Origin of the sequence: Pseudaestuariivita atlantica, assembly GCF_001205715.1 — a bacterium.
GTDB classification, from domain to species: Bacteria; Pseudomonadota; Alphaproteobacteria; order Rhodobacterales; family Rhodobacteraceae; genus Pseudaestuariivita; species Pseudaestuariivita atlantica.
This window is the reverse complement of the sequence record NZ_AQQZ01000006.1, coordinates 104,893-127,645: the sequence shown is the minus strand read 5'-3', so window position 1 is coordinate 127,645 and position 22,753 is coordinate 104,893. Positions and strand designations below refer to the sequence as shown.

The following is a 22,753-nucleotide window of genomic DNA, read 5'->3' as shown; positions in this document are numbered from 1 at the left end:
CAGTTAAAGCCAATTCCCGATAGCCAACGTCGCACGGCATCAATATGCTGCATGTTCGGACACCGGAGCGATGTGAACGGATGAAGGTCATTATATGCGGCGCGGGGCAGGTGGGCTGGCAGATCGCCCGCCACCTGTCGGGAGAGCGCAACGACGTCACCGTCGTCGACAACAATCCCGATCTCGTCCACCGCGCCACCGACACGCTCGACGTGCAGGGCATCACCGGGTTCGCCAGCTACCCCGACATCCTGCAGCGCGCCGGCGCGCGCGATGCCGACATGATCATCGCCGCCACCCATTCCGACGAGGTCAACATGGTCACCTGCCAGGTGGCCCATTCGATTTTCGAGATCCCGCGCAAGATCGCCCGGCTCAGGGCGCAAAGCTACCTCACCGCGATCTACTCCGATCTCTACCGGCGCGAGCACATGCCGATCGACGTCGTCATCAGCCCCGAGCGGGAGGTCGCGGCGGCGGCCCTGCGGCGGTTGAGCGTGCCCGCCGCCTTTGACACCGAACAATTCCTCGACGGGAAGGTGCAGTTACTGGGCCTGACCATCGACGATGACTGCCCCATCGCCAACACGCCCTTGCGGCAGCTGAACGACCTCTTCACCACGCTGCGCGCCATCGTCGTCGGCGTGCGGCGCGACGGACGCCTGTTCGCGCCCGAACCGCGCGACCAGCTGTTTCCCGGCGACAGCACCTACATCATCGCGCATGTGGACGACGTGCCCCGCACGCTGGAAATCTTCGGCAAGCCGCACCACAAGCAGGAACGCGTCGTGCTGATCGGTGGCGGCAACGTGGGCCTCGCCGTCGCGACCGAGCTTGAAAGCCGCTCGGACCGCATCCGCGCCAAGGTGATCGAGAAGAACCGCGCCTGTGCCGAACACGCCGCCGACATCCTCGAACGCACCATCGTGCTCAACGGTGACGGGCTCGACATCTCGCTTCTGCAAGAGGCCAACATATCCCGCGCCGACGCGGTGCTGGCGGTGACCGATGACGACAAAACCAACCTTCTGACGTCGGTCCGGGCGAAATCGCTCGGCTGCAAGATGGCCATCGCGCTGGTCAACGACCCGACCCTCGGGCCGATGATGGAGCCCCTGGGCATCGACGCCTATATCAACCCGCGCGCCACCACCGTCAGCTCGATCCTGCGCCATATCCGGCACGGCCGTGTCCGCGCGCTTTACTCGGTGGGCGATGCCGAGGCCGAGGTGATCGAGGCAGAGGTGCTGTCGACCTCGCCCATTGCCGGCAGCGCGATCCGCGACGTGAACTTCCCCGAAGGCGTGCTGGTGGGCGCGATCCGCAAGGGGTCCGAGATCGTCAAACCCCTCGGCGGCACCCGGATCGAGGAAGGCGACGTGATCGTCATCTTCGCCATGGCCGCCGACGTGCCCGAGGTGGAACGCCTCTTCCAGGTCTCCATCGACTTCTTCTGATGGCCCGGTCGCGCGACACGACATGGCTTGCCGGCACGCCCTTCATCGTCGTGCTGAGCGGCATCACCTGCCTCGCCATGCTGGTCCCCGCGATCCATGCCAGCTGGGTGGAGGATTTCCACGCCGCGCGCACCTTCCTCTATGCCAGCATCCTCGGCAGCACGACCGTTCTGCTCATCGGCATCGCCACCGCCGCGCGGCCGCGGTCCCGGCGCGGGCTCGACCAGCTTTTGTCGCTGCTCGGCGCTTTCGTGCTGCTGCCCGCAATCATGGCCGTGCCGTTCTACGAGACCCTGCGCACCACCAGCTTCCTCAGCGCCTATGTCGAGATGGTGTCCTGCTTCACCACCACCGGGGCCGAGATGTTCGACCCCGAACGCCTCAGCCCCACGCTGCACCTCTGGCGGGCGCTGGTGGCGTGGATGGGCGGGCTTTTGATCTGGATCGCCGCTGCGGCGATCCTCGCGCCCCGCCACCTCGGCGGGTTCGAGGTCACGACCTCGGCGGAACCGGGGCAGGGGCTGGTCGGCACCGGGTACCAGCGCCGGGCGACCACCGCCACGCGCCTGATGCGGGTCACCACGCGGCTCGCCCCGGTCTATGCCGGGCTGACACTGGGCCTCTGGGCCAGCCTCGTGGCGCTTGGCGACACGCCGCTGGTCGCCTTCGTGCATGCCACTTCCACGCTTTCGACCTCGGGCATCTCGGCCATCGGCGGCGTGAGCGAGGCCGCCTCGGGCGTGGCCGGTGAACTGGTGATCGCGCTGTTCCTGCTGTTCGCCCTGTCGCGCCTGACCTTCTCCTCCGACACGGTCGTGGGTGCGCGCGAGGCGCTCTTCCGCGACCCCGAATTCCGGCTGGGGCTGAGCCTGATCGGCAGCGTCACGCTGTTTCTGTTCCTGCGCCACTGGATCGGCGCGATCGAGGTCTCCGACACCGATATCGGCGGCGCTGTGACCGCGCTCTGGGGTGCTACGTTCACGGTGCTGTCTTTCCTGACGACGACGGGCTTCGAAAGCCGTGACTGGTTTGCCGCGCAGAACTGGTCCGGCCTGCCCACGACGGGGCTTTTGCTCATGGGCCTCGCGCTGGTCGGCGGCGGCGTGGCCACCACCGCCGGCGGGGTCAAGCTCCTGCGCGTCTTCGTCCTCTTCCGCCACGGCCGGCGCGAGGTCGCCCGGCTGGTGCACCCCTCGATGGTCGGGGCCGCCATGGGCCAGTCCCGCCGTATCCGGCGGCAGGGCGCCTTCATCGCCTTCGTCTTCTTCATGCTCTTCGCGCTGTCGCTGGCGGTGTCCGCGCTGGCGCTCACCGCTTCGGGCCTCACCTTCGACGACGCCCTCGTGCTCAGCGTCGCGGCACTCAGCACCACCGGCCCGCTCGCCACCGCCGCCCCCGAAGCGCCCATCGTGCTGGCGCAACTCGGCGCCGTGGCCAAGCTGGTCTTCGCCGCCGCGATGATCCTCGGACGGCTCGAAACTTTGGCAATCATCGCGCTTTTGACGCCGGAATTGTGGCGCAACTGACACCGCGCGGTTTCCCGCGCGATTTCATGCTTTTGGGGGGTGGCACTTTTTTCGGGGTGCCGACATACTGCGCCCCGGATACGAGGGTGCCCATCCGGGCCGCAACAAAAATAAAGGCTACAGAACCAATGGCTTCGGACCGTCAGAACCTGCAGGACGCGTTTCTCAATCATGTCCGCAAAACCAAGGTGCCCGTCACCGTCTTCCTGATCAACGGCGTCAAGCTGCAGGGCGTCATCACGTGGTTCGACAATTTCTGCGTGCTCCTGCGCCGCGACGGACAGTCGCAGCTCGTCTACAAGCACGCGATCTCCACGATCATGCCCTCGCAGCCGATCAACCTCTACGAAGGTGAAGGCGAGAGTTGAGCTCGACGCCCCCGCACGGCACCGGCCGCGCGCCCACGCGCGCCTGGGTCTTGCACCCCGACATCACGTCCGAACGCCGCCCGCGCGAGGCGGCGTTGGCCTTGGAAGAGGCCGTGTCGCTGGCCGCGGCACTCCCCGATCTCGACGTGGCGGGTGACACCATCGTGCGGCTCGCCCGCGCCCATCCCGGCATGCTCTTCGGCTCCGGCAAGATCGACGAGCTCAAGGCGCTGTTCGAGGCGCACGAGGTCGACCTCGTGCTGGTCGACGGCCCCGTCACGCCGGTCCAGCAACGCAACCTCGAAAAGGCATGGGGCGTCAAACTGCTCGACCGCACCGGCCTGATCCTCGAGATTTTCTCCGACCGCGCCGCCACCCGCGAAGGCGTGCTGCAGGTCGACATGGCGGCGCTCAGCTACCAGCGCACCCGGCTGGTGCGCGCCTGGACCCACCTCGAACGGCAACGCGGCGGGCTCGGCTTCGTCGGCGGCCCCGGCGAGACCCAGATCGAGGCCGACCGCCGCGCCATCGACGACCAGCTGGTGCGCCTGCGCCGCCAGCTCGACAAGGTGGTGAAAACCCGCGACCTGCACCGCAAGGCCCGCGCCAAGGTGCCGTACCCGATCGTGGCGCTGGTGGGCTACACCAACGCCGGCAAGTCCACGCTCTTCAACCGCCTCACCGGGGCCGAGGTCATGGCGAAAGACATGCTCTTCGCCACGCTCGACCCCACCATGCGGGCGGTGCAGCTTCCCGGCGGGCCCGAAGTCATCCTCAGCGACACTGTTGGCTTCATCTCCGATCTGCCCACCGAACTGGTCGCCGCCTTCCGCGCCACCCTCGAAGAGGTCCGCGCCGCCGACCTCATCTGCCACGTGCGCGACATCTCCCACCCCGAGACCGAGGAACAGGCCGCCGATGTCGACGCGATCCTCGCCAGCCTCGGCGTCGACGACACCCGCCCGCGGCTGGAAATCTGGAACAAGCTCGACCGCCTCGATCCGGAAGCCCGCGCCGCCGCCATCGCCCGCGCCGACCGCGACCCGGACGTCCGCCTCGTCTCCGCGCTGACCGGCGACGGCATCGCGCCGCTCATCGCCGCCATCGACGCCGCGCTCGCCGCCGACATGACCGAGGAACAGCTGCACCTCACCTTCGACCAGGGCCGCGCCCGCGCCTGGCTCTTCGACCAGGGCATCGTGCAATCGGAAATACAGACCGAGGACGGCTTCGACCTGACCGTGCGCTGGACCCCCCGGCAAGCCGCCCGGTTCGCCACCCTCTGACCCACCCGCGCACCTCACCCCGAGGGTCACCAACACCCCACCCGCACTTCTTCGGTTTAAAAATACCTCGGGGAGCGCGAGGGGCCGCGCCCCTCGTCCGGGGGTGTGGGGGCCTGCCCCCACGCGGGAAGAGCATGCCGCAGGCATTCGTTCCGATCTCAGAGCGGGCGGATTTTCAGGCGGGTGATGCGGTTGGCCTGTTTCGACAGGACCTCGAACCGGAACCCGTGGAAGGAAAAGACCTGGCCGGCCTGGGGGATGGCCTGGGCTTCGTGGATGACAAGGCCCGCCACCGTGTTGGCCTCGTCATCGGGGAGCGACCAGTCGCAGGCGCGGTTCAGGTCGCGGATGGTCATGGCGCCGTCGACAAGGAAGTGGCCGTCATCGGTGCGGCCCACCTCCTCTTCGGTGCCGGAATCGAACTCGTCGGTGATCTCGCCCACGATCTCTTCGAGGATGTCTTCCAGAGTGATCAGCCCCTGAAGCGCGCCGTATTCGTCCACCACCAGCGCAAAGTGCGTGTGGCGGCGCAGGAACTGGCGCATCTGGTCGTCGAGCGTCGTGGTTTCCGGCACGAAATAGGGCGCCATCATCACGTCTTTCAGGTCGAACCCTTTCAGCGCGGCCTCGGTCGGGACGCTGCCCTGGATCAGCTTGTACATGCCGCGCAGCAGGTCCTTCGCGTGCACGAGGCCGATGATGTTCTCGGGGTCGTCGCGGAAGACGGGCAGGCGGGTATGCGAGGATTCAAGGCACTGGGTCAGGATGTCGAGCGGCGGGTTGTCGGCATCGATCATCTCGATCTTCGAGCGGTGAAGCATGATTTCCTCCACCGTCCGCTCGGCGAGGTCCAGCGCGCCGAGGATGCGGTCGCGGTCCTCCTTTTCCACCACGCCCTCGGAATGGCCGAGGTTCAGCGCGCCCTCGATCTCCTCGCGCACGGCGAGGATGTGGCTGTCGGGATCGGTGCGCACGCCGAAGACGCGCAGCACGCCGCGCACCAGCAGGCGCACGGCGCTCACGATCGGGGCAAAGATGGTCACGACGAAGGCGATGGGGCGCGACACGGCAGAGGCCGCGCTTTCGGCGTTGGTGATGGCATAGGTCTTGGGCAGCACCTCGGCGAAGATCAGGATCAGCGCGGTCATCACCAGCGTCGCCACCACGACGCCGCTATCGGCCAGCACGCTGGCGATCAGCGTGGTGGCCAGCGACGTGGCAAGGATGTTGACGAGGTTGTTGCCCAAGAGAACCGACCCGATCAGCCGTTCGCTGTCCTCGGTGATCGCAAGCGCGCGGGCGGCGCCGGCATCGCCCTTGTCGGCGCGCGCGCGCAGCTTGCCGCGCGACGCCGCCGTCAGCGCGGTTTCCGAGCCGGAGAAGAAGCCCGAGCAGACCAGCAACAGCAGGATCGCCGCCACCTGTATCCAGAACGCGCTATCAAGTGTTGGTGACACGGGGTCCATGCGGCTTGCCTTTCATGCTGCTCCCCGTCTTATGGGTATGGTCCCGCGCCTGATCAAGTGCGCGGGCGGGAGGCTTGATGATCACGCGCGACCTGGGAGTGCTGGACGGCCCGGTTCTGTTGTATGGCGGGCCTTATTCCAACGCGGCGGCGACGCGCGCGGTTCTGGACGAGGCCGATCACCGCGGCATCCCGGTGAAGCACCGGATCTGCACCGGCGATGTCGTCGCCTATGGCGGTGCGCCGCGCCGCACGGTCGGACTTGTCCGGCAACGCGGTGGCACGGTCGTCGCCGGCAATGTCGAGAAGCAACTCGCCGCCGGCGCAGACGGGTGCGGCTGCGGATTTGCGCCGGGTACGACCTGCGATGCGCTGTCCGGGGCATGGTATGCCCATGCCGACGAGGCCTGCGGGGACGACATCCGGGGCTGGATGCGCGGCTTGCCCGATCTGGTCACGTTCCGGCACGGGCAGAGCCGCGTCGCGGTCCTGCATGGCGGGGTGACCGACATTGCGCGCTTCCTGTTCGAAACCTCGCCCGAGGACGCGTTCCGTGAAGAGATCGCCGCGCTGCATCGCGCTGTTGGCGCGGTCGACATGGTCGTTGCGGGGCATAGCGGGCTGCCGTTCCTGCGCCGGATCGGCGGCATCACGTGGGTCAACGCGGGCGCGATCGGCCTGCCGGCCCATGACGGGCGGCCCGTGACCTCGTTTGCCATCCTCGACGATGGTGGCGCCGCAATCCATCCGCTGGCCTACGACATCGCGTCCGCCATTGCCGACATGCACGCGGCGGGGCTGACGCAGGGCTATGACGAGACGCTCCGCACCGGCTGGTGGCCGTCAGAGGACGTCCTGCCGCCGGACTTGCGCCGCGCAACGCGCATGCGGGCCTAGGTCAGTCGTCTTTCGCCAGCGGGTGATGATCGAGCACGAGGTCCTTCAGCCGGTCTTCCAGCACGTGGGTATAGATCTCGGTCGTGGACACGTCGGCATGACCCAGCAGCGTCTGGATCGACCGAAGGTCGGCCCCGCCCGCCAGAAGGTGCGTGGCAAAGGCGTGGCGCAGCGTGTGGGGCGTGACCTTGTCGGGGGCGATCCCGGCAAACACGGCGAGGTCCTTGATCAGCAGGTAGAACCGGTGCCGCGTCAGGTGACCGGCCTTGCCGCGTGATGGAAAGAGGTAGGGCGAGGATGGTTTGCCCGCCTTGCGCCCGCTCTCCTCTGCCGTGTCGCGCAGCACCAGCCAGTCCGACAGGGCCAGTCGCGCATCGGGGGACAGGGGCACCATGCGCTCCTTGCCGCCCTTGCCGAGGATGAGCAGAAGCTGCGGATTGCCGCGCGCGGCAGAGACGGGCAGGGACACAAGCTCGGTCACCCGCATGCCCGTGGCGTAAAGCACCTGCATCAGGCAGGTGTTGCGCACCCGGTCGGCATGGGACCGGCCCACGCTGCCCGCCGCGCGCATCAGCGCGTCGACCTCGTCGACGCTGAGCGTCTTGGGCAGGCGCTTGTCGCGGCCGGGGCCCGAGATCTGGACTGCGGGGTTCACCTCGCGCCAGCCCTCGTCGAAGGCGAAGCGGTAGAGTTGCTTGATCGCCGACAGCCGCCGCGCGCGGGTGGATTTGGCAAGGCCCTGCGCGTCGCAATGCACGAGGTAATCCTCGACATCCCTGCGTTCGGCGGTTGCAAAAGAGGACGCGCGCCCATCCAGCCAGTCGCCGAAATCCTTCAGGTCGCGGGCATAGGCGAGTTGGGTGTTGGTGGCCGCGCCCAGTTCGGCCGCCTGCGCCTCGACAAAGGAGGCGATCCACTGGCGGTCCTGCGCGGGGGCCGCCATCATGCGCCCCGGTCCAGCAGCAAAAGCTCGAACCCCGCCTGCCGCGCCACGTCTTCGAGGCCCACGGCGCGGAAGGTCGCGATGGCATCACCCGCCTCGCGCGGATCGCCGGTCTGTCCCGCGAGGTAGAGCGCCATGGCGCGCAGGATCAACTCGCCCAGCTTGCCCTCCTCGCGCAGCGAGGCCAGCGCCGGGGGCAGGGGAAGCGTGCCGAAGCCCCGCGCCACGGCCTTCTCGGTCGCGGTGGCTGCCGCCTTGTCCATGCCGGGACTATCGCCCGTGGCTAAGGCGGCGGCAAAGGCGCGTTCCCCGGTGGCAAGGCCGGCGGCGGCGGTTTCGTACATGTCCGACAGCAGGGTCACGTCCAGCGCGACCTCGCGCGCGGCGCCGGACAGGTTGGCGTTCAGCAGCGCGGGCGCCATGTGCTGGGCAAAGGCGCCGTCCAGCCGGGCATCGCGCATCATCGGCCATGCCCGCAACAGCGCGGCCCCGGCGGCGGCGTCCCGGCCCTCGTCCAGCGCGGTCTGCAAGCGCTGCACCGCCGCCACCCGGTCCCACACCCCGCCCGAGGCCGACGGCCGCCGCGCTAGGTAGAACCCGAAAAGCCGCGAGGGTGGCAGCGCACCCACGGCGGTCAGCCGTTCGGCGGCGTCGATCTGCGCCTTCCACCCGGCATCCCCGCCAAGGTCGCGCACGGAATGGCCGGGCGGCAGGTCGGTGGGCGCGATGGGCAGGCCGAGCGCCTCGTACAGGCGCACGTCAAGCGGCGTGGGACGGCGTGGAATGGCGGGCGGGTCCACCTCTTCGGCGAGTTCGGGGTCGAGGAACAGCGCCAGAAGCTGCGCGCGGTCATCGGAAATCGCACCCAGCAGCGCCGCGGTGTTTAGCACGGTTGCCGCCGCCTGCCAGTCGCCGTCCCGTGCAAGGCAGAAGACGCGCGCCGCGTAGTCCCGCGCAAGGTGCGGTGCCGCGGCAAGGCGCGTGCAGGCGGCATCGGTCTGGTCGGTCAGCAGGGCAAGGTCGAAATAGACGTCGAACAGGTCCGGCCCGTCGATGCCTGCACGTTCGACAAGGGCGAGCGCCTGGTCAACCGCGCCCATCGCCTTCAGCTTGTCGGCGCGGGCGGCGAGGAACGCACCGGCGGTCGGGACGCCGAGGGGCGGGTTGGCCTCGGCCAGCAGGAGCCGCAGCATCAGGCGCTGCATGACCGGGCTCGCGCCGGTATCGAGCGCTTGCAGAAGCGGGGTCAGCGTGTCGAACCCCGTCCCGCGCCAGAGGGTCAGGGGAAAGCCGGTCACGCCCGGTGCCAGGAGGCCCGCCGCATCCGGCGTCACCGCGCCAAGGGGCTGCACCTGCACGCGGGGCCGGGTGGCGTCATCCGTCACGGGCGGTTCGTCCACCGGTGGCTTGGCGACGGGCGTGGCGTCGGGCGGGATGACGGGAATGTCGAGCGGCGGGCGCGTCAGCCAGTCGATCACGGCCAGCGGGTCCTCCTCCTGCGCCGCGGCGAAGGACGGGATCAGCGCGATGCCCAGCAGGGCAATGGCGCGATCAATCGACGGCCAGCGACAGCGGTACACGGATTTCACGTTTTTCCGCCGAAAAGTCGGCCCCCAGGAACGGCCCGACATAGGCATAGGCCACAAGCGCCACGAATCCCAACACTGCGAGATATATCAACCACTTCAGTATCCGACCCATGGTGATGCGCCTTGGACTGCCCGTCTTTTGCAAGTTTTATATATGGCCTTTGGGTGAAGTTCACGTCATTCAGGGCGGGATACGGAAAATTGGGCAAGGCATGGCCGAAGACGGGGCAACGCGGGACGGAAAACTGCGCCTGAAGAAGACGGTGGCGCTGGTCGGCATGATGGGTGCGGGCAAGACGGCGGTGGGCCGCGCGCTGGCCGCGCGCCTTGGCGTGCCGTTCCTCGATTCCGATTCCGAGATCGAACAGGCCGCCGCCATGTCCATCGCCGAGATCTTCGCCCGCGATGGCGAGCCCTTCTTCCGCGAGCGGGAATACGAGGTGATCGCGCGCCTGCTGGAGGAAGAACGCGGCATCCTGTCGACCGGCGGCGGCGCGTTCCTTGCCGAGGCCACGCGCAATGTGATCTCGGACAAGGGCGTGTCGCTGTGGCTCAACGCCGATCTCGACCTGTTGTGGAACCGGGTGAAGCACCGCGACACGCGGCCCCTGCTGCGTACGCCGGACCCCTACGCGACGCTCAAGCAAATCTACGAGGCGCGGGTGCCGGTCTATGCGCTGGCCGACATCTCGGTCACCTCGCGGCCCGAATACGCGATCGAGGACATGGTCGACCAGGTCATCGACGCGCTGAAGGCCCGCCCCGACGTACTGGAGACCCTGTGATGGACATCGTTCACGTGCCACTGGGCGCGCGCGCCTATGACATCCTGATCGGTCCCGGCCTGATCGAACAGGCGGGCACGCATGTCGCGCCGCTCCTGCGCCGCGCGCGGGTCGCGATCGTGACCGACGAGACGGTCGCGCCCCTGCATCTTGGCCCGCTGCAGGACGGTCTGCGCGGCGGCGGGATCGACAGCGTCGCGCTGACGCTTCCGGCGGGCGAGGCGACGAAAAGCTGGCCTCACCTGACGCGCACGGTCGAATGGCTTCTGGAACAGAAGATCGAGCGTAACGACGTGGTCGTGGCACTTGGTGGTGGCGTGATCGGAGACCTCGTGGGGTTCGCCTGCGCCATCCTTCGGCGCGGCGTGGCCTGCCTGCAGGTACCGACGACGCTGCTGGCGCAGGTGGACAGTTCGGTCGGGGGCAAGACGGCGATCAACTCGTCCTTCGGCAAGAACCTGATCGGGGCCTTTCACCAGCCGGTGCGCGTGCTGGCGGACCTGTCGGTTCTGGACACGCTTGCGCCCCGCGATTTCCTCGCAGGCTATGGCGAGGTCGTGAAATACGGGCTGCTGGGGGACGCGGCCTTCTTCGAGTGGCTGGAACAGAACGGCCCGGCCATGGCCGCGGGCGACGTGGCGGCGCGCGGATACGCGGTGCGCCGGTCCTGCGAGATGAAGGCCGAGATCGTCACGCGAGACGAGACCGAGCAGGGCGACCGCGCGCTTCTGAACCTCGGCCATACCTTCTGCCACGCGCTGGAGGCCGCGACGGGATATTCCGACCGGCTCCTGCACGGCGAAGGCGTGGCGATCGGGTGCGGGCTGGCCTTCGATCTGTCGGCGCGGATGGGTCTTTGCCCGCAGGAAGCGCCCAGCCGGGTAGGCGCGCACCTGTCGGCGATGGGGATGGCGGCGACGCTGGCCGACATCCCCGGCGACTTGCCGGGCGCCGACGCGCTGCTCGACCTCATGGCGCAGGACAAGAAGGTGGTGGACGGGCAGATGCGGTATATCCTTGCCCGCGACATCGGCGACGCCTTCGTGGCGACCGACGTGCCGCGAGACGCGGTGCGCGCGGTGTTGCAGGACGCGCTGGCGGCACGGGCCTAGGGGCGGCGGATCACCAGCCCGCCTTTGTCTTCGCGGTTGAACCCGACCTTTTCGTAGAACCCGAGCACCTTTTCGGCGTCCGCCGGGGTCAGCGGACGCGTGTCGATCTGCCTCAGAACGGGATCTCGTCGTCCATGTCGCGGGACGGTGCGGGCGAGGGCGCGCCGCCGCGATCCATGTCGCCGTAGGGATCGTTGCCGACCTGGCCGCCGCCACCGCCATAGCTGCCGCCACCGCCGCTGCCGCCATCGCGTCCGTCCAGCATCGTCAGTTCAGACTTGTAGGGGCGCAGCACCACCTCGGTCGAATACCGGTCCTGGCCGGACTGGTCCTGCCATTTGCGGGTTTCCAGCTGGCCCTCGATATACACTTTGGAACCCTTGCGCAGGTATTGCTCGGCCACGCGGGCCAGCGGTTCCGAGAAGATGGCGACCGAATGCCACTCGGTCCGTTCGCGGCGCTCGCCGGTGTTGCGGTCCTTCCAGGTCTCGGATGTGGCGATGCGCAGGTTGCAGACCTTGCCGCCGTTCTGGAACGTCCGCACCTCGGGGTCGCGCCCCAGATTGCCGATCAGGATCACCTTGTTGACCGAACCCGCCATGTCTTTCCCCCGTCTGTGTGGCTCCCGGTCGAATCCGGGTCGTGTCGTTCTACACTGGCGGGAGGATGGTTAATAGGCCATGAACCACCGTTGAAGGCGCCGGAAACGAGGCCCGCGCCTCAATTTCAACCGGCAGGGTGTTCTTTGACACCGGATCGCGTATACAGTTCTGAAAACAATAAGCGGTATGGGGACGGCATGCGGTTTCTTGCGTTCTGTGCGGGGTGTGTTCTGGCGAGTGTGGCATCGGTTTCGGATGCGGAAACACTGTCGTCGAAATCGCGAATCCTGCTCTTCAAATCCCAGACAAAGCTCCTCGATAACCGGGCACAGCAGCAATACAACAACTCGGTTCGCTTGCAGCCGCCCAAGGTCGTCACCCCCACGAAATGGGACACCGATCCCGGCTTCAACAAGAAGTATCGCGGCAAATACAAGGGCATATACCTGCCCATGGCGCGGTCGGCCGCGCGCCGTCACGGCATCCCCGAGGATCTGTTCCTGCGCCTGATCCAGCAGGAATCCGGCTGGAACCCGACGGCGAAATCGCACAAGGGCGCCTATGGTCTTGCCCAGCTGATGCCCGGCACGGCGCGGTACCTTGGCGTTGATCCGAAGGTCCCGGCGCAGAACCTCGACGGCGGGGCGCGCTATTTGAAAGAGCAGTACCGCAAGTTCAAATCGTGGCGCCTGGCGCTGGCGGCCTACAATGCCGGGCCCGGCGCGGTTGAGAAACACGGCGGCATTCCGCCGTTCCGCGAAACCCGCAATTACGTTCGCATCATCTACGGCAGCTGAACCGCTTCAGCGCGACCGGCAGAAACAGGCGGCGGCAATCCCGGCATCGGCGCGCGCGGTGGCCTGTGCCAGCTGCGCGCGGATATGACGGCGTTCAACCTCTTCACCCCGCGCTTCAAGACATTCGTCCAACCCCTTGAGCGCCCATATGTTTCCGGGATGCTGACAGGCGCGGGGCAGGGTGCCGTCCAACCCCAGGTCGGCGCGGAAGACAGCCTCTGCCTCGGCCCAGTGTCCCTGTTCGGCAAGCAGGGCGCCAAGGGGATGGCGCGTGGGCATCATCCAGCCCCACGGCTCGTCGTAATGAAGCGCGTCATCAAGCTCGACCGCGCGCCGCAACCGCGTGAAGGCCGCGTCGTAAGCGCCTTCGTGGTACAGGATTTCTCCCCACATCACCTCGGTCGCGATGGTGTTCAGATCGGCGCAGCTGTTGTTGAAAAGCACCCGCGCCTCGGGCACGGCATCGCGCGCCGCTTCGAACGCGGCGGCTTCATTACGCGCTGCTGCCGCCGCGCCGGTATTGGCAAGCGCCACCGCGCGGGCATATCGCTGCGCTGCATGGGTCTGGGCATAAAGCGCGATATCCTCGGGGAACGGCTGTTCCAGTATCTCCTCCCACATGCCGAACCGCACCATCGCGTGCTGTTTCTTCGCGGCAAAGGCTTCGAACCAGTCGGCATAGGTGTCGAGAAACGAGCGTGACATGGCGCCGATCAGGCGGTCTCCCATCTCAAGCGCGATCCGTTTTTGTCCAAGAAACATAGCGCCGTAAAGCGTGAAGCTCATGTTGTGCAGGCAGTAGAGCATGTAGAAACCCTCGCTGCCCGCGTAGTCGCGGTAAAGGTCGTCCTGAACGATGGCGGCAAGGTTGCGCGCGACGGTGGTGTGGTAATCGCCGCATTGCACGTCGATATGCGTGCCCATGTGGATCAGGTGCCCCGAAGCCGGCACAACCGTCGCCAACCGGTCGCCATGCCGCAGCGCCCGTTCCGGCGTGGCGGATTGCTCCATCAGGTGCACGTACATGTGCAGAAGGCCGGGATGGTCCCATGCCTCGGGACGTTCGAACGCCGACTCGAGCGTTGCCTGAACCCGCCGAGTATCGGCCACGTCGCTGGGGGCGCCGGTGCGCCAGTCCCACAAGGCCCAGGGCGCGCGGTTCATTTCCGCCTCGGCATAGAGGCAGATGATGTCGAGGTCGTGGGGATAGGCGTCAAGGCACCCCGCCATCGCGCGTGCATAGGCGGCGTGGAAGGGCGCGTAATCCTCCGGGACGTCGCGCGGATAGCGCTGGCGGAGCGCGGCGATCAGGGCCGCGGTAGGCGCATCGGCCTGCATCGCCTCGGCCCGGTCGAGCGCGTCGTTCGCCGTTTGCAGCATGGCGGGCCGTTCGGCAGGCCCGAAATCTTCCCACACCTTGTTGTAGTTGGGCCCGACCGCATAGGCGATGCCCCACAACGACATGGCGCAGCCCGGATCGGCGGCAAGCGCGCGTTCGAAACAGGCGATCGCTTCCTCGTGGTTGTACCCGTAAGTCCAGACGAGGCCCCGGTCGAACCATGTCTGCGCCTCCGGGACGTCGGAAACCGCCCGGCCATGCGTGCCCAAGTCAAAATAATCCATGCGCGCCCCCGTTCCCTTTCAGGAGGCTATCACGGTAGTACCTAATCGGTCACGCGCCCCGCGCAACCGGGCGCAGGTCCAGCTGCGCTGTCGCGATCAGACCGGCCTGCTGGCCGGTGGCGATCACTCGGCGGCGATCTTGATGACCGGCTCCATGCGCGCAAGGATGTCTTCGGCCAGGTGGCATTTCACCTGGTGGCCCTCCGCCAGCTGGCGCATGGGCGGGACCTCGGTCTCGCACAGGTTACCCGGCACGTCCGACTTCCAGCGGCACCGCGTCTGGAACGGGCATCCCGGCGGCGGGTTCATGGCCGAGGGGATGTCGCCTTCCAGCACGATATGCTTCTTCTCGACCGATGTATCGGCGATGGGCACCGCGCTCAGCAGCGCCTCGGTATAGGGATGGTAGGGCGGGGCAAAGACCTGGTCGGTGGTGCCCAGTTCGACCACGTGGCCGAGATACATGACCATCACCCGGTCGCTCAGGTAGCGCACGATGCTGAGGTCGTGGGAGATGAACAGAAGCGTCGTCTTGTGCTCCCGCTGGATCTCCATCAGCAGGTCGGTGACGGCGGCCTGCACCGACACGTCGAGCGCCGAGACCGGCTCGTCCGCGACAACGATCCGCGCGTCACCGGCGAAGGCGCGGGCGATCCCCACGCGCTGTTTCTGGCCGCCCGACAATTGCCGGGGCATCCGGTCGGCGAATTCGCGCGGCAGCTTCACGAGGTCCAGCAGCTTCAGCATCCGCTCGCGCCGTTCGGCATCGCTTTTGCCGATGCCGAAGATTTCCAGCGCGCGGATGATCTGCCGGCCCACCGTCATCGACGGGTTCAGCGTGTCGAACGGGTTCTGGAACACCATCTGGATGTCCGACACGACCTTGGTATCCCGCTTGCCGATGGGCGTGCTGCCGATCTCGCGGTTGTCGAGGATGATGCTGCCCTCGGTCGCCGTCTCCAGCCCCATCAGCACCTTGGCGAAGGTCGACTTGCCGCAGCCGGATTCGCCCACGATGGCGAGCGTTTCGGATTCGCGGGCCTCGAAGGTCAGGGTCTCGTTCGCCTTGACCACCTTCTTGTTGCCGCCCCCGAACAGGGCCGAGGCCGCGACCTCGTAGTATTTCTTGAGGTTGTCCATTTTCAGGACAACGTCGCCCACGCTGCCCTTTTCCTTGGTCTCGGACAGCTCCATCGGGGCGTCCCAGTCGATCTCCTGGTATTTCAGGCAGCGCGTCGCGTGGCGGTCGTTGCCTTCGACCTCGAACATCGGGATCTCGCGGGCGTCGCAGCGGCCTGCCTCGAAATAGTCGCAGCGCGGGCCGAAATTGCAGCCCGGCGGGCGTTCGTGGGGCAGGGGGAAGTTGCCGGGGATCGCCTTCAGCGGGCGCGCGTTCTTGTCGGCGCCGGGCAGCGGGATCGACCGGAACAGCGCCTGCGTGTAGGGGTGCTGCATCTCGTCGAACACGTCCTCGATCGACCCGGTCTCGACCGTCTCGCCGGAATACATCACGCACAACCGGTCGCAGGTCTCCAGCACGAGGCCGAGGTTGTGCGAGATGAACAGCATCGAGGTGCCGTATTTCTTGCCGAGGTCCTTCACCAAGTCGACAACCGCCGCTTCCACCGTCACGTCCAGCGCAGTGGTGGGCTCGTCCAGGATCAGAAGCGACGGCTTCGACATCAGCGCCATCGCGATCACGATTCGCTGCTGCTGGCCGCCCGACAACTGGTGCGGGAACGAGTTCAGCATCCGTTCGGGGTCGGGCAGGCGCACGTCGGTCACGACCTCAAGCGCGCGCTTGTAGGCCTCCTTCTCGTCCACGCCCTCGTGGATCATCGGCACTTCCATCAGCTGCTTGCCGATCTTCATCGCCGGGTTCAGCGACGCCATGGGCTCCTGGTAGATCATCGCGATCTCGGACCCGCGGATGTCGCGCAACTCCTCGGCGCTCATCTGGCCGAGGTCGCGGCCCTTGAACTTGATCGATCCGCCGACGATCCGCCCGTTCACGCCAAGGTCCTGCATCACCCCCAGCGCCACGGTCGACTTGCCGCAGCCGGATTCGCCCACCAGCCCCATCGCTTCGCCGGGTTGCACCACGCAGGAGAAATCCATGACCGCGGGAATTTCCCGCAACCGGGTGAAGAACGAAATCGACAGGTTCTCGATCTCGAGGATCGGGCCGTCATAATCCCATTTCTGCATCGTGTGATCCTCCTGTCGGATCGAACCGGAACGCACCAGGGTCGCTTCTTCGGTTCATAAATACCTCGGGGGGTCCGGGGGGCTGGCCCCCCGAACCCGGTCAGTCAGTCGCGCAGGCTTTCCTCGCGCAGGCCGTCGGCCAGCAGGTTGAGCCCCAGCACCAGCGAGATCAGCGCCAGCGCGGGCACCACGGCGGGGTGCGGGAAGGCGCTCAAGAGCCGCCGCCCGGCGTTGATCGTCGTCCCCCAGTCCGGGCTTTCCGGCGGCAGGCCGAGGCCGAAGAAGCCGAGCGTCCCCAGAAGGATCGTGGCATAGCCGATCCGCAGGCAGAAATCGACGATCAGCGGCCCGCGCGCGTTGGGCAGGATCTCCCACAGCATGATGTACCACGACCCTTCGCCGCGGGTCTGGGCCGCCGCCACGTAGTCCCGCGTCTGGATGTCGAGCGTCAGGCCGCGCACGATCCGGAAGACCGTGGGCGAGTTGACGAAGACCACCGACACGAACACCACGAGGATCTCTCCCGGCACGTCGAACAGGTCGAGGAAGCCGGGCAGAAGCTGCACCTTGGTGCCCACCTCGGACACCAGCGACAGGTACAGCCAGACCGACGCGATCATGATGACCGGGAAGGCGATGTTGAACACCTCGGGCCGGGTCCTGAAGCGCGAATAGATCAGCACGCACAGGAACAGGACGGGGAACACGAAAAGCACCATCGCCATGTAGTTGGGCATGCCCGTCTCGATGATTTCCGGCGTCACCAGCAGGAAGAACAGCAGGATCACCGGGAAGGCGAGGATCAGGTTCGACAGGAACGACAGCACCGTGTCGAAGGTGCCACCGAAATAACCCGCCGGCAGGCCCAGCACGATCCCCACCATGAAGGCGAACATCGTCGCGGCGGGGGCGATGGTGATGACGATCTGCGATCCCGCGACCATCCGGCTGAACACGTCGCGCGCCAGCGCGTCGCCGCCCAGGAGGTAGAAGTCATAGGCGCCTTCATCGGCCCCGGTGACGGGCCAGCCCGGCACCTTGTTCTTCATCACCGGGATCTGTTCGAGCGGCGGGAAGGTCATGATCATCGACGCGAAGAGCGCCGTGAACACCCAGAACATCACCAGCCCGAACCCGATCATGCCGATCGTGGAATCGAACAGCTTGCCATAGAGGCCAAGCCGGCGCTTGAACATGATCGACACCGCGAACAGCACCACCAGCGCGATCCAGACGGGCGTGAACTGCACCGCCATGCGCGCGAAGATTGCTCCCCAGCTGAGAGGGTCCATGTCTCTCTCCTCCCTTAGCTGACGCGAATGCGCGGGTTAAGGAACACGTATCCGATGTCGGATATGAGTTGCGTGACCAGCACCACGACCACCGCCACGACCGAACAGGCCAGCAGCATGTCGATGTCGTTGTTGCCCGCCGCCTGCACCAGAAGCCAGCCGAAGCCCTTGTAGTTGAAGAGCGTCTCGACGATCACGACGCCGTTCAGCAGCCACGGGAACTGCAACATGATCACGGTGAAAGGCGCGATCAGCGCGTTGCGCAGCGCGTGTTTCATCACGATGTTGCCGAAACTGACGCCCTTGAGCCGAGCGGTTCGGATATATTGCGCCGTCATGACCTCGGCCATCGAGGCGCGGGTCATCCGCGCGACGTATCCCAGCCCGTAAAGGGCGATGGTGATGACCGGCAGGAAGAAATTCTCGAACGTGATGTTCTCCATCGCCGAGGTGGCGGAGCCCTTGAACCATCGCAGGCCCACGGCAGACGAGGCGAAAACCGCGATGAAGATCACGCCCGACACGTATTCCGGTGTCGCCGTCGTCACGATGGCCCCGGTCGACAGCGTCCGGTCGGTGACCGATCCTTCGCGCATGCCCGCCAGTACGCCCACGATCAGGGCGCCGGGCACCATCAGCAGCATCACCCAGAACATCAGCTTGCCGGTCAGGGCGAGCCGTTTCCAGACGATGTCGCTCACCGGTTCCTTGAACTGGGTGGAATAGCCCCAGTCGCCCTGCAGGATGCCGCAATAGTTCGGGATGCTGCCTTCGTCCTGTCCGGGTCGCACGCAGCGGCCCAGCGGGCGGCCATCGGCGGATTCGCCGCGGTAGCCCGGCTTCACGCCCAGCCATTCGGCGTATTTGTAAAGCGTCGGTTGCGTGTAGCCGCGCGGTTCAAGCCAGCGGGCGACCTCTTCCTCGGTCATCCGGAAATTGCCCTGCGTCTTGGCGAGCTTTTCCAGGTTCGGATAGAGATTCGTCATGAAAAAGACGATGAAAGTCAAACAGATCGCCGTCAGCAGCATGACGCCTGCGCGGCGAAGGATGAACATCCCCATGTTTGTTCCCTGTCTGCCGGCGGATGCCGGCCTTGGTTGCCTGCACCGTCTGACGCGGTGCTTGCGAAGGAAAGGGCCGCAGGTTTCCCTGCGGCCCTTGTCGGTTCAGCTTAGGCTGCCACGGCCCATTTGTAGATCTGCGGCAGGTAAGCGATGTGCATGTCCACGCCGGTCACGCGATCGGTGTGGTGGCGCGCCAGCTGGCGCCAGTAGGGCTGGATCGTCACGCCATCGTCGATGATGATCTTCTGGATCTTGCCCATCACCACGCGGCGTGCATCGGCATCCGCGATGGCGTTGGCTTCGGCCAGCAGCGCATCGAACTCGGCATTCGACCATGCGAACTCGTTCCAGGCTTCACCCGAACGGTAGGCCAGGCCCAGAACCTGCGTGCCCAGCGGGCGGTGGTTCCAGTTGGTCGACGAGAACGGGTATTTCGCCCAGTCGTTCCAGAAGGTCGACCCCGGCAGGATCGTGCGCTTGACCTTGATGCCCGCGTCACGCAGCTGCGCGGCGACGGCATCGGTGGTGTTCTTGCGCCAGTCGTCGTCGATCGAGATCAGCTCGTGCTCGTAATCCAGCATGCCGGCCTCTTCCATCAGCGCCTTGGCGCCGGCGGGATCGAACGGGATGCGGCCCACGGCCGGGTCGAACTCGGGGTGGATCGGGCCAACGTGGCAGTTTTCTGCCGTGATGCCCGTACCGCCGATACCGAGGTTGAGCAGGACCGCGTTGTCCACCGCCATGGCGATGGCCTTGCGGACGCGCACGTCCTGGTACTGTTCGTGGGACTGGTTGGTCCGGATCACGACGGTCGCACCCGAGGTCACGACCGAGCGGGTCAGGCCGATGCCGTCCATGATGTCGGCGAAGTCACCCACCGATTCCCAGTTCATGTCGATCTCTTCGGCCTCGAACGCCGCGACGGTCGCGGACGGGTCAGTGCCGTAATCGATGAACTCGATCCGGTCGAGATAGCCACCCTTGCCGGCGCCATAGCCCCACCAGTCGTGGCCTTCGTTGCGCACGATGACGGCTTTCACGCCGACTTCGAGCGATTCCGGCTTCATGAAGCCGGTGCCCACGGCAGTGCCGAGCATGTCGTCGGGGTTGTGCGACGCGTGCACGATCGCGGCCGGGTAGTCGGCCATGCCGGGGATGATGGTGATGTCGGACGAAGAGGTCTTCAGCTTCACGGTGTGGCTGTCGACCACGGTGATCGCGCCCTCGGCGGCCTTGTTGGTGTCGGGGTCGATCAGCGATGCCATGCGGCCCGCCATCGAGTTGCCCTCGACGTCCTTTTCACACCAGCCGGCGATGTTGCGTGCAACGTCTTCGGCGGTGAAGTCGTCACCGTTGTTCCACTTCACGCCCTTGCGGACGTTCAGCGTGTACTCGGTCGCGTCTTCGTTGGCTTCCCAGCTTTCCAGCAGCATCGGTTCGAACGAACCGTCGCTGTTGTATTCCACCAGGTATTCCAGCCAGCCGGCGGTGAAGGTCGCGATCTGCGTCCAGTCATAGGTGCGCGGGTCTTTCAGTGCCCGGACTTCCATCTGCATGCGCAGCGTGCCGCCCTGCTGGGCGTGCGCTGCCGCATGGACGGGCGCGTTCAGGCCGATCAGGCCGTAGGCAGCAACGGACGAAACGCCCAGCGCGGTCGCGCGCACGAGAAACTCGCGGCGGTCCATCAGGCCCTTCTTGTGTTCTTCAGCGAACATCACCGCTGCGGGGTGCAGCGATTTTGTGGAATGCGTCATCTTGTTCTCCCTGTGACACAGTTTGTCATTCTTGACGTCCCCGGTCCGGCAATCGTCCGAAGACGCGTGATCCCCTCGGCCGGTCCGTGAGTGTCTGCGCATTCCGCAACAGTTTTGGGACCGCGTCAACGGGTCTCACCGTCACTTGAAGTAAAAAAAGCGACACGCCCGTGTCGCTTTAGGCCGCCATCCGGGCCTTGCGACGCACCACCGACGGGGTCTGGCCGGTATGCTTCTGGATGAAGCGGGTGAAATAGGCGGCGGAGGAAAAGCCGATCTCTTCGGCGATATCCTTGATCGCGGCGTCGGTGTCCTGCAACGCGGTGCGGGACGCGTGCAGCACCCGCCCCGTCAGGACATCCGCTGCCGACCGGCCCAGCGCCGTGCGGCAGACGCGCGTGAGGTGGGTCGGCGTCACGCCCAGCGCCGCCGCATGTTCGGCCATCGACGACCTCGCCGGGCTTGGCGCCACGACGCGGCCGAAAAACGCGCCAAGCAGACGGTCGGCCGCGGTGGGTGTGGCGGCTTCGTTTGCCCGCAGCGCCGCCAGCGCGCGGGAGGCGCCTTCGGCGAGGAAATCGCCGTCGGATTGCAGGAAGGCGTTCGACAGGTTGGTCAGCATCGCCTCGTCCGCGTCCCCGGTCGGGCGGAACAGGCAGGTTTCTTGCAGGCTGTCGGGATCGGACAGCGACAGCGCGCAGCCATGCGCGCGCGGCGACAGGGTGAGTGCGATCAGCGCCCGCGCGGGCAGGGCGGCCAGCATGCCCGGCGCAAGACCGGAATGGCGTCCGCCCATCATGATGCGGCCTTCGCCCCGCGTCAGCCAGATCAGCATCGGATTGTCATGGTAATGCGGCAGGGCCAGCCGCCATGTTTCGCCTTTGCCCAAGGCCGTCAGCGAGGTTGCCGAAACCTCCTGCCGTCCACTCACACATCTCGCGATCATCACATACTCGAGGTCGATTACTGGTAACTTACTTGCACAAACCTGCCCAGAACATGCGCCGCTTGCAATCCTTAAATGACATAAGACGGCTTGCGCGGGTCAAAGCGTGGCCGGGTCCACGCGGTGCCATGCCCGCATCCTTGCGCGAAACCACGTGCGCTGGCGCTTGGCATACTGGCGGGTGGCGATGGTGGCGCGCTCCTCGGCGGTGGCGCGGTCGATCCGGCCGTGAAGGTGGTCGATCAAATCCTGCGCGCCGATGGCTTTCGAGGAGGGCCGCGCCGGGTCCCACCCGTCAAGATGCGCGCGGGCCTCGTCCAGCGCACCACCGTCGACCATCGCCCGGAACCGCGCCGCGATCCGGGCATTCAGCCAGTCGCGGTCGGCGTCGAGATGCAGCGCGAGCGTGTCGGACAGGGGCAGCAGGGGCGGCGCGGTGTCGTCCTGCCACGCGGCCAGGCTGCGCCCGGTGGCCTGCTGCACTTCCCATGCGCGCTGCACCCGCATCGGGTTCTGCCGGTCGATCCGCGCCCCGGTTTCGGGATCGATACCTGCCAGCAGCGCCTCGAACCCGCGGTCGGCGACGATCGCGTCCGCCTCGGCCCGGATGGCGGGGGGCGTTGCGGGGATGTCGGCCAGCCCTTCGGTCAGGGCGCGGAAGTAAAGCCCCGTGCCGCCCACGATGATCGGGCGCGGACCCTGCGACAGGATCGGCGCGACCTCCCGCAGCCAGTGACCCACGGAATAGGCGACGTCGCCCGGCACGTGTCCATAAAGCGCATGCGGCGCGCGGGCGAGGTCGGCCTCGCCCGGACGGGCCGTCAGCACCTGCCAGTCGGCGTAGACCTGGATCGCGTCGGCATTCACGATCAGACCGCCCGCCGCCTCGGCGATCCGGAGCGCAAGCTCGCTCTTGCCCGAGGCTGTCGCGCCCGCGATCAGCACCGGTCGGTCGGCGGGAAGGTCGGCGATTTCGGCAATCATGTGCACGGCAGGTCATTGCGCGATTGAAAGGGCCTGCGTTTTCCGACATTTTGCG

The 22,753-nt window shown here is 66.6% G+C and carries 20 protein-coding genes; 8 read left to right on the top strand and 12 right to left on the bottom strand.

The window, feature by feature from the left end; translation table 11 throughout:
* The first annotated feature begins 80 nt into the window (after nt 1-80).
* From trkA to hflX, 4 genes are all read left to right on the top strand, one after another.
* Nucleotides 81-1,457, top strand: coding sequence for a Trk system potassium transporter TrkA (trkA, locus tag ATO11_RS14005; RefSeq protein ID WP_050531526.1), 1,377 nt, complete (start codon nt 81-83; stop codon nt 1,455-1,457).
* The gene (locus ATO11_RS14000) at nt 1,457-2,983 is read left to right on the top strand and encodes a TrkH family potassium uptake protein (RefSeq protein WP_050531525.1); all 1,527 of its coding nucleotides are present in this window, start codon (nt 1,457-1,459) and stop codon (nt 2,981-2,983) included. The genes trkA and ATO11_RS14000 overlap by 1 nt, the downstream gene beginning before the upstream one ends.
* 128 nt (nt 2,984-3,111) lie before the next feature.
* On the top strand, nt 3,112-3,351 hold the full coding sequence (hfq, locus tag ATO11_RS13995; RefSeq protein WP_050531524.1) for an RNA chaperone Hfq: 240 nt from the start codon (nt 3,112-3,114) through the stop codon (nt 3,349-3,351).
* On the top strand, nt 3,348-4,637 hold the full coding sequence (gene hflX, locus ATO11_RS13990; protein WP_050531523.1) for a GTPase HflX: 1,290 nt from the start codon (nt 3,348-3,350) through the stop codon (nt 4,635-4,637). Before hfq ends, hflX begins: the two co-directional genes overlap by 4 nt.
* A 158-nt stretch (nt 4,638-4,795) precedes the next feature.
* On the opposite strand, the gene ATO11_RS13985 is transcribed toward hflX, so the two are convergent.
* On the bottom strand, nt 4,796-6,103 hold the full coding sequence (locus ATO11_RS13985; protein WP_050531522.1) for an HlyC/CorC family transporter: 1,308 nt from the start codon (nt 6,101-6,103) through the stop codon (nt 4,796-4,798).
* A gap of 77 nt (nt 6,104-6,180) precedes the next feature.
* On the opposite strand from ATO11_RS13985, the gene ATO11_RS13980 reads away from it, so the two are divergent.
* Nucleotides 6,181-6,999: a metallophosphoesterase family protein gene (locus ATO11_RS13980; protein ID WP_050531521.1), complete on the top strand. Its 819-nt coding sequence runs from the start codon at nt 6,181-6,183 to the stop codon at nt 6,997-6,999.
* A gap of 1 nt (nt 7,000) precedes the next feature.
* On the opposite strand, the gene ATO11_RS13975 is transcribed toward ATO11_RS13980, so the two are convergent.
* Genes ATO11_RS13975 through ATO11_RS22175 form a run of 3 tightly spaced genes read right to left on the bottom strand, consistent with a single transcriptional unit; the run spans nt 7,001 to nt 9,643 of the window.
* A complete protein-coding gene (locus ATO11_RS13975; protein ID WP_050531655.1) occupies nt 7,001-7,942 on the bottom strand; it encodes a site-specific tyrosine recombinase XerD in 942 nt (313 codons plus the stop codon).
* On the bottom strand, nt 7,942-9,522 hold the full coding sequence (locus tag ATO11_RS13970) for a hypothetical protein (RefSeq protein WP_050531520.1): 1,581 nt from the start codon (nt 9,520-9,522) through the stop codon (nt 7,942-7,944). The genes ATO11_RS13975 and ATO11_RS13970 overlap by 1 nt, the downstream gene beginning before the upstream one ends.
* Complete coding sequence (locus tag ATO11_RS22175; protein ID WP_165586979.1) at nt 9,494-9,643, bottom strand: hypothetical protein; 150 nt, start codon at nt 9,641-9,643, stop codon at nt 9,494-9,496. The genes ATO11_RS13970 and ATO11_RS22175 overlap by 29 nt, the downstream gene beginning before the upstream one ends.
* Nucleotides 9,644-9,743: 100 nt before the next feature.
* Here ATO11_RS22175 and ATO11_RS13965 point away from each other — a divergent pair, with 100 nt between their 5' ends.
* Together ATO11_RS13965 and aroB are read left to right on the top strand one after the other, a co-directional pair.
* Entirely contained in the window at nt 9,744-10,316 is a 573-nt protein-coding gene (locus ATO11_RS13965; RefSeq protein ID WP_050531519.1) for a shikimate kinase, read from the top strand.
* On the top strand, nt 10,316-11,428 hold the full coding sequence (gene aroB, locus ATO11_RS13960) for a 3-dehydroquinate synthase (protein WP_050531518.1): 1,113 nt from the start codon (nt 10,316-10,318) through the stop codon (nt 11,426-11,428). The genes ATO11_RS13965 and aroB overlap by 1 nt, the downstream gene beginning before the upstream one ends.
* Before the next feature lie 112 nt (nt 11,429-11,540).
* Here aroB and ssb read toward each other — a convergent pair whose 3' ends face one another.
* Nucleotides 11,541-12,029 (bottom strand): single-stranded DNA-binding protein, encoded by a 489-nt coding sequence (ssb, locus tag ATO11_RS13955; protein WP_050531517.1) that lies wholly within the window; start codon nt 12,027-12,029, stop codon nt 11,541-11,543.
* A gap of 198 nt (nt 12,030-12,227) precedes the next feature.
* Between ssb and ATO11_RS13950 the strand changes: the two genes are divergently transcribed.
* Nucleotides 12,228-12,827 carry a lytic transglycosylase domain-containing protein gene (locus ATO11_RS13950; protein WP_050531516.1) on the top strand — a complete coding sequence of 200 codons (600 nt, stop codon included), beginning with the start codon at nt 12,228-12,230 and terminating at the stop codon, nt 12,825-12,827.
* Between the two features lie 6 nt (nt 12,828-12,833).
* Here the strand turns inward: ATO11_RS13950 and ATO11_RS13945 are convergent, their stop codons facing one another.
* The 7 genes from ATO11_RS13945 to miaA all read right to left on the bottom strand — a co-directional run bounded on the left by ATO11_RS13945 (nt 12,834) and on the right by miaA (nt 22,698).
* Nucleotides 12,834-14,450, bottom strand: coding sequence for a hypothetical protein (locus ATO11_RS13945; RefSeq protein ID WP_050531515.1), 1,617 nt, complete (start codon nt 14,448-14,450; stop codon nt 12,834-12,836).
* A gap of 123 nt (nt 14,451-14,573) precedes the next feature.
* The gene (locus ATO11_RS13940; RefSeq protein WP_050531514.1) at nt 14,574-16,658 is read right to left on the bottom strand and encodes a dipeptide ABC transporter ATP-binding protein; all 2,085 of its coding nucleotides are present in this window, start codon (nt 16,656-16,658) and stop codon (nt 14,574-14,576) included.
* A gap of 104 nt (nt 16,659-16,762) precedes the next feature.
* The gene (locus ATO11_RS13935; RefSeq protein WP_050531513.1) at nt 16,763-17,950 is read right to left on the bottom strand and encodes an ABC transporter permease; all 1,188 of its coding nucleotides are present in this window, start codon (nt 17,948-17,950) and stop codon (nt 16,763-16,765) included.
* Between the two features lie 14 nt (nt 17,951-17,964).
* Nucleotides 17,965-19,011 (bottom strand): ABC transporter permease, encoded by a 1,047-nt coding sequence (locus tag ATO11_RS13930; protein WP_050531512.1) that lies wholly within the window; start codon nt 19,009-19,011, stop codon nt 17,965-17,967.
* Between the two features lie 110 nt (nt 19,012-19,121).
* Nucleotides 19,122-20,768, bottom strand: coding sequence for an ABC transporter substrate-binding protein (locus ATO11_RS13925; RefSeq protein WP_050531511.1), 1,647 nt, complete (start codon nt 20,766-20,768; stop codon nt 19,122-19,124).
* Nucleotides 20,769-20,946: 178 nt separating this feature from the next.
* Nucleotides 20,947-21,714, bottom strand: coding sequence for a helix-turn-helix transcriptional regulator (locus ATO11_RS13920; RefSeq protein ID WP_082176331.1), 768 nt, complete (start codon nt 21,712-21,714; stop codon nt 20,947-20,949).
* A gap of 99 nt (nt 21,715-21,813) precedes the next feature.
* Nucleotides 21,814-22,698 (bottom strand): tRNA (adenosine(37)-N6)-dimethylallyltransferase MiaA, encoded by an 885-nt coding sequence (miaA, locus tag ATO11_RS13915; protein ID WP_207382975.1) that lies wholly within the window; start codon nt 22,696-22,698, stop codon nt 21,814-21,816.
* Nucleotides 22,699-22,753: the final 55 nt, after the last annotated feature.

Bases quoted from the DNA above. Each gene is read 5' to 3' on its own strand.
- trkA (WP_050531526.1), top strand. From the start codon at position 81: ATGAAGGTCATTATATGCGGCGCGGGGCAGGTGGGCTGGCAGATCGCC.
- ATO11_RS14000 (WP_050531525.1), top strand. From the start codon at position 1,457: ATGGCCCGGTCGCGCGACACGACATGGCTTGCCGGCACGCCCTTCATC.
- hfq (WP_050531524.1), top strand. From the start codon at position 3,112: ATGGCTTCGGACCGTCAGAACCTGCAGGACGCGTTTCTCAATCATGTC.
- ATO11_RS13985 (WP_050531522.1), bottom strand. From the start codon at position 6,103: ATGGACCCCGTGTCACCAACACTTGATAGCGCGTTCTGGATACAGGTG.
- ATO11_RS13980 (WP_050531521.1), top strand. From the start codon at position 6,181: ATGATCACGCGCGACCTGGGAGTGCTGGACGGCCCGGTTCTGTTGTAT.
- ATO11_RS13975 (WP_050531655.1), bottom strand. From the start codon at position 7,942: ATGGCGGCCCCCGCGCAGGACCGCCAGTGGATCGCCTCCTTTGTCGAG.
- ATO11_RS22175 (WP_165586979.1), bottom strand. From the start codon at position 9,643: ATGGGTCGGATACTGAAGTGGTTGATATATCTCGCAGTGTTGGGATTC.
- ATO11_RS13965 (WP_050531519.1), top strand. From the start codon at position 9,744: ATGGCCGAAGACGGGGCAACGCGGGACGGAAAACTGCGCCTGAAGAAG.
- aroB (WP_050531518.1), top strand. From the start codon at position 10,316: ATGGACATCGTTCACGTGCCACTGGGCGCGCGCGCCTATGACATCCTG.
- ssb (WP_050531517.1), bottom strand. From the start codon at position 12,029: ATGGCGGGTTCGGTCAACAAGGTGATCCTGATCGGCAATCTGGGGCGC.
- ATO11_RS13950 (WP_050531516.1), top strand. From the start codon at position 12,228: ATGCGGTTTCTTGCGTTCTGTGCGGGGTGTGTTCTGGCGAGTGTGGCA.
- ATO11_RS13945 (WP_050531515.1), bottom strand. From the start codon at position 14,450: ATGGATTATTTTGACTTGGGCACGCATGGCCGGGCGGTTTCCGACGTC.
- ATO11_RS13940 (WP_050531514.1), bottom strand. From the start codon at position 16,658: ATGCAGAAATGGGATTATGACGGCCCGATCCTCGAGATCGAGAACCTG.
- ATO11_RS13935 (WP_050531513.1), bottom strand. From the start codon at position 17,950: ATGGACCCTCTCAGCTGGGGAGCAATCTTCGCGCGCATGGCGGTGCAG.
- ATO11_RS13930 (WP_050531512.1), bottom strand. From the start codon at position 19,011: ATGGGGATGTTCATCCTTCGCCGCGCAGGCGTCATGCTGCTGACGGCG.
- ATO11_RS13925 (WP_050531511.1), bottom strand. From the start codon at position 20,768: ATGACGCATTCCACAAAATCGCTGCACCCCGCAGCGGTGATGTTCGCT.
- ATO11_RS13920 (WP_082176331.1), bottom strand. From the start codon at position 21,714: ATGATCGCGAGATGTGTGAGTGGACGGCAGGAGGTTTCGGCAACCTCG.
- miaA (WP_207382975.1), bottom strand. From the start codon at position 22,698: ATGATTGCCGAAATCGCCGACCTTCCCGCCGACCGACCGGTGCTGATC.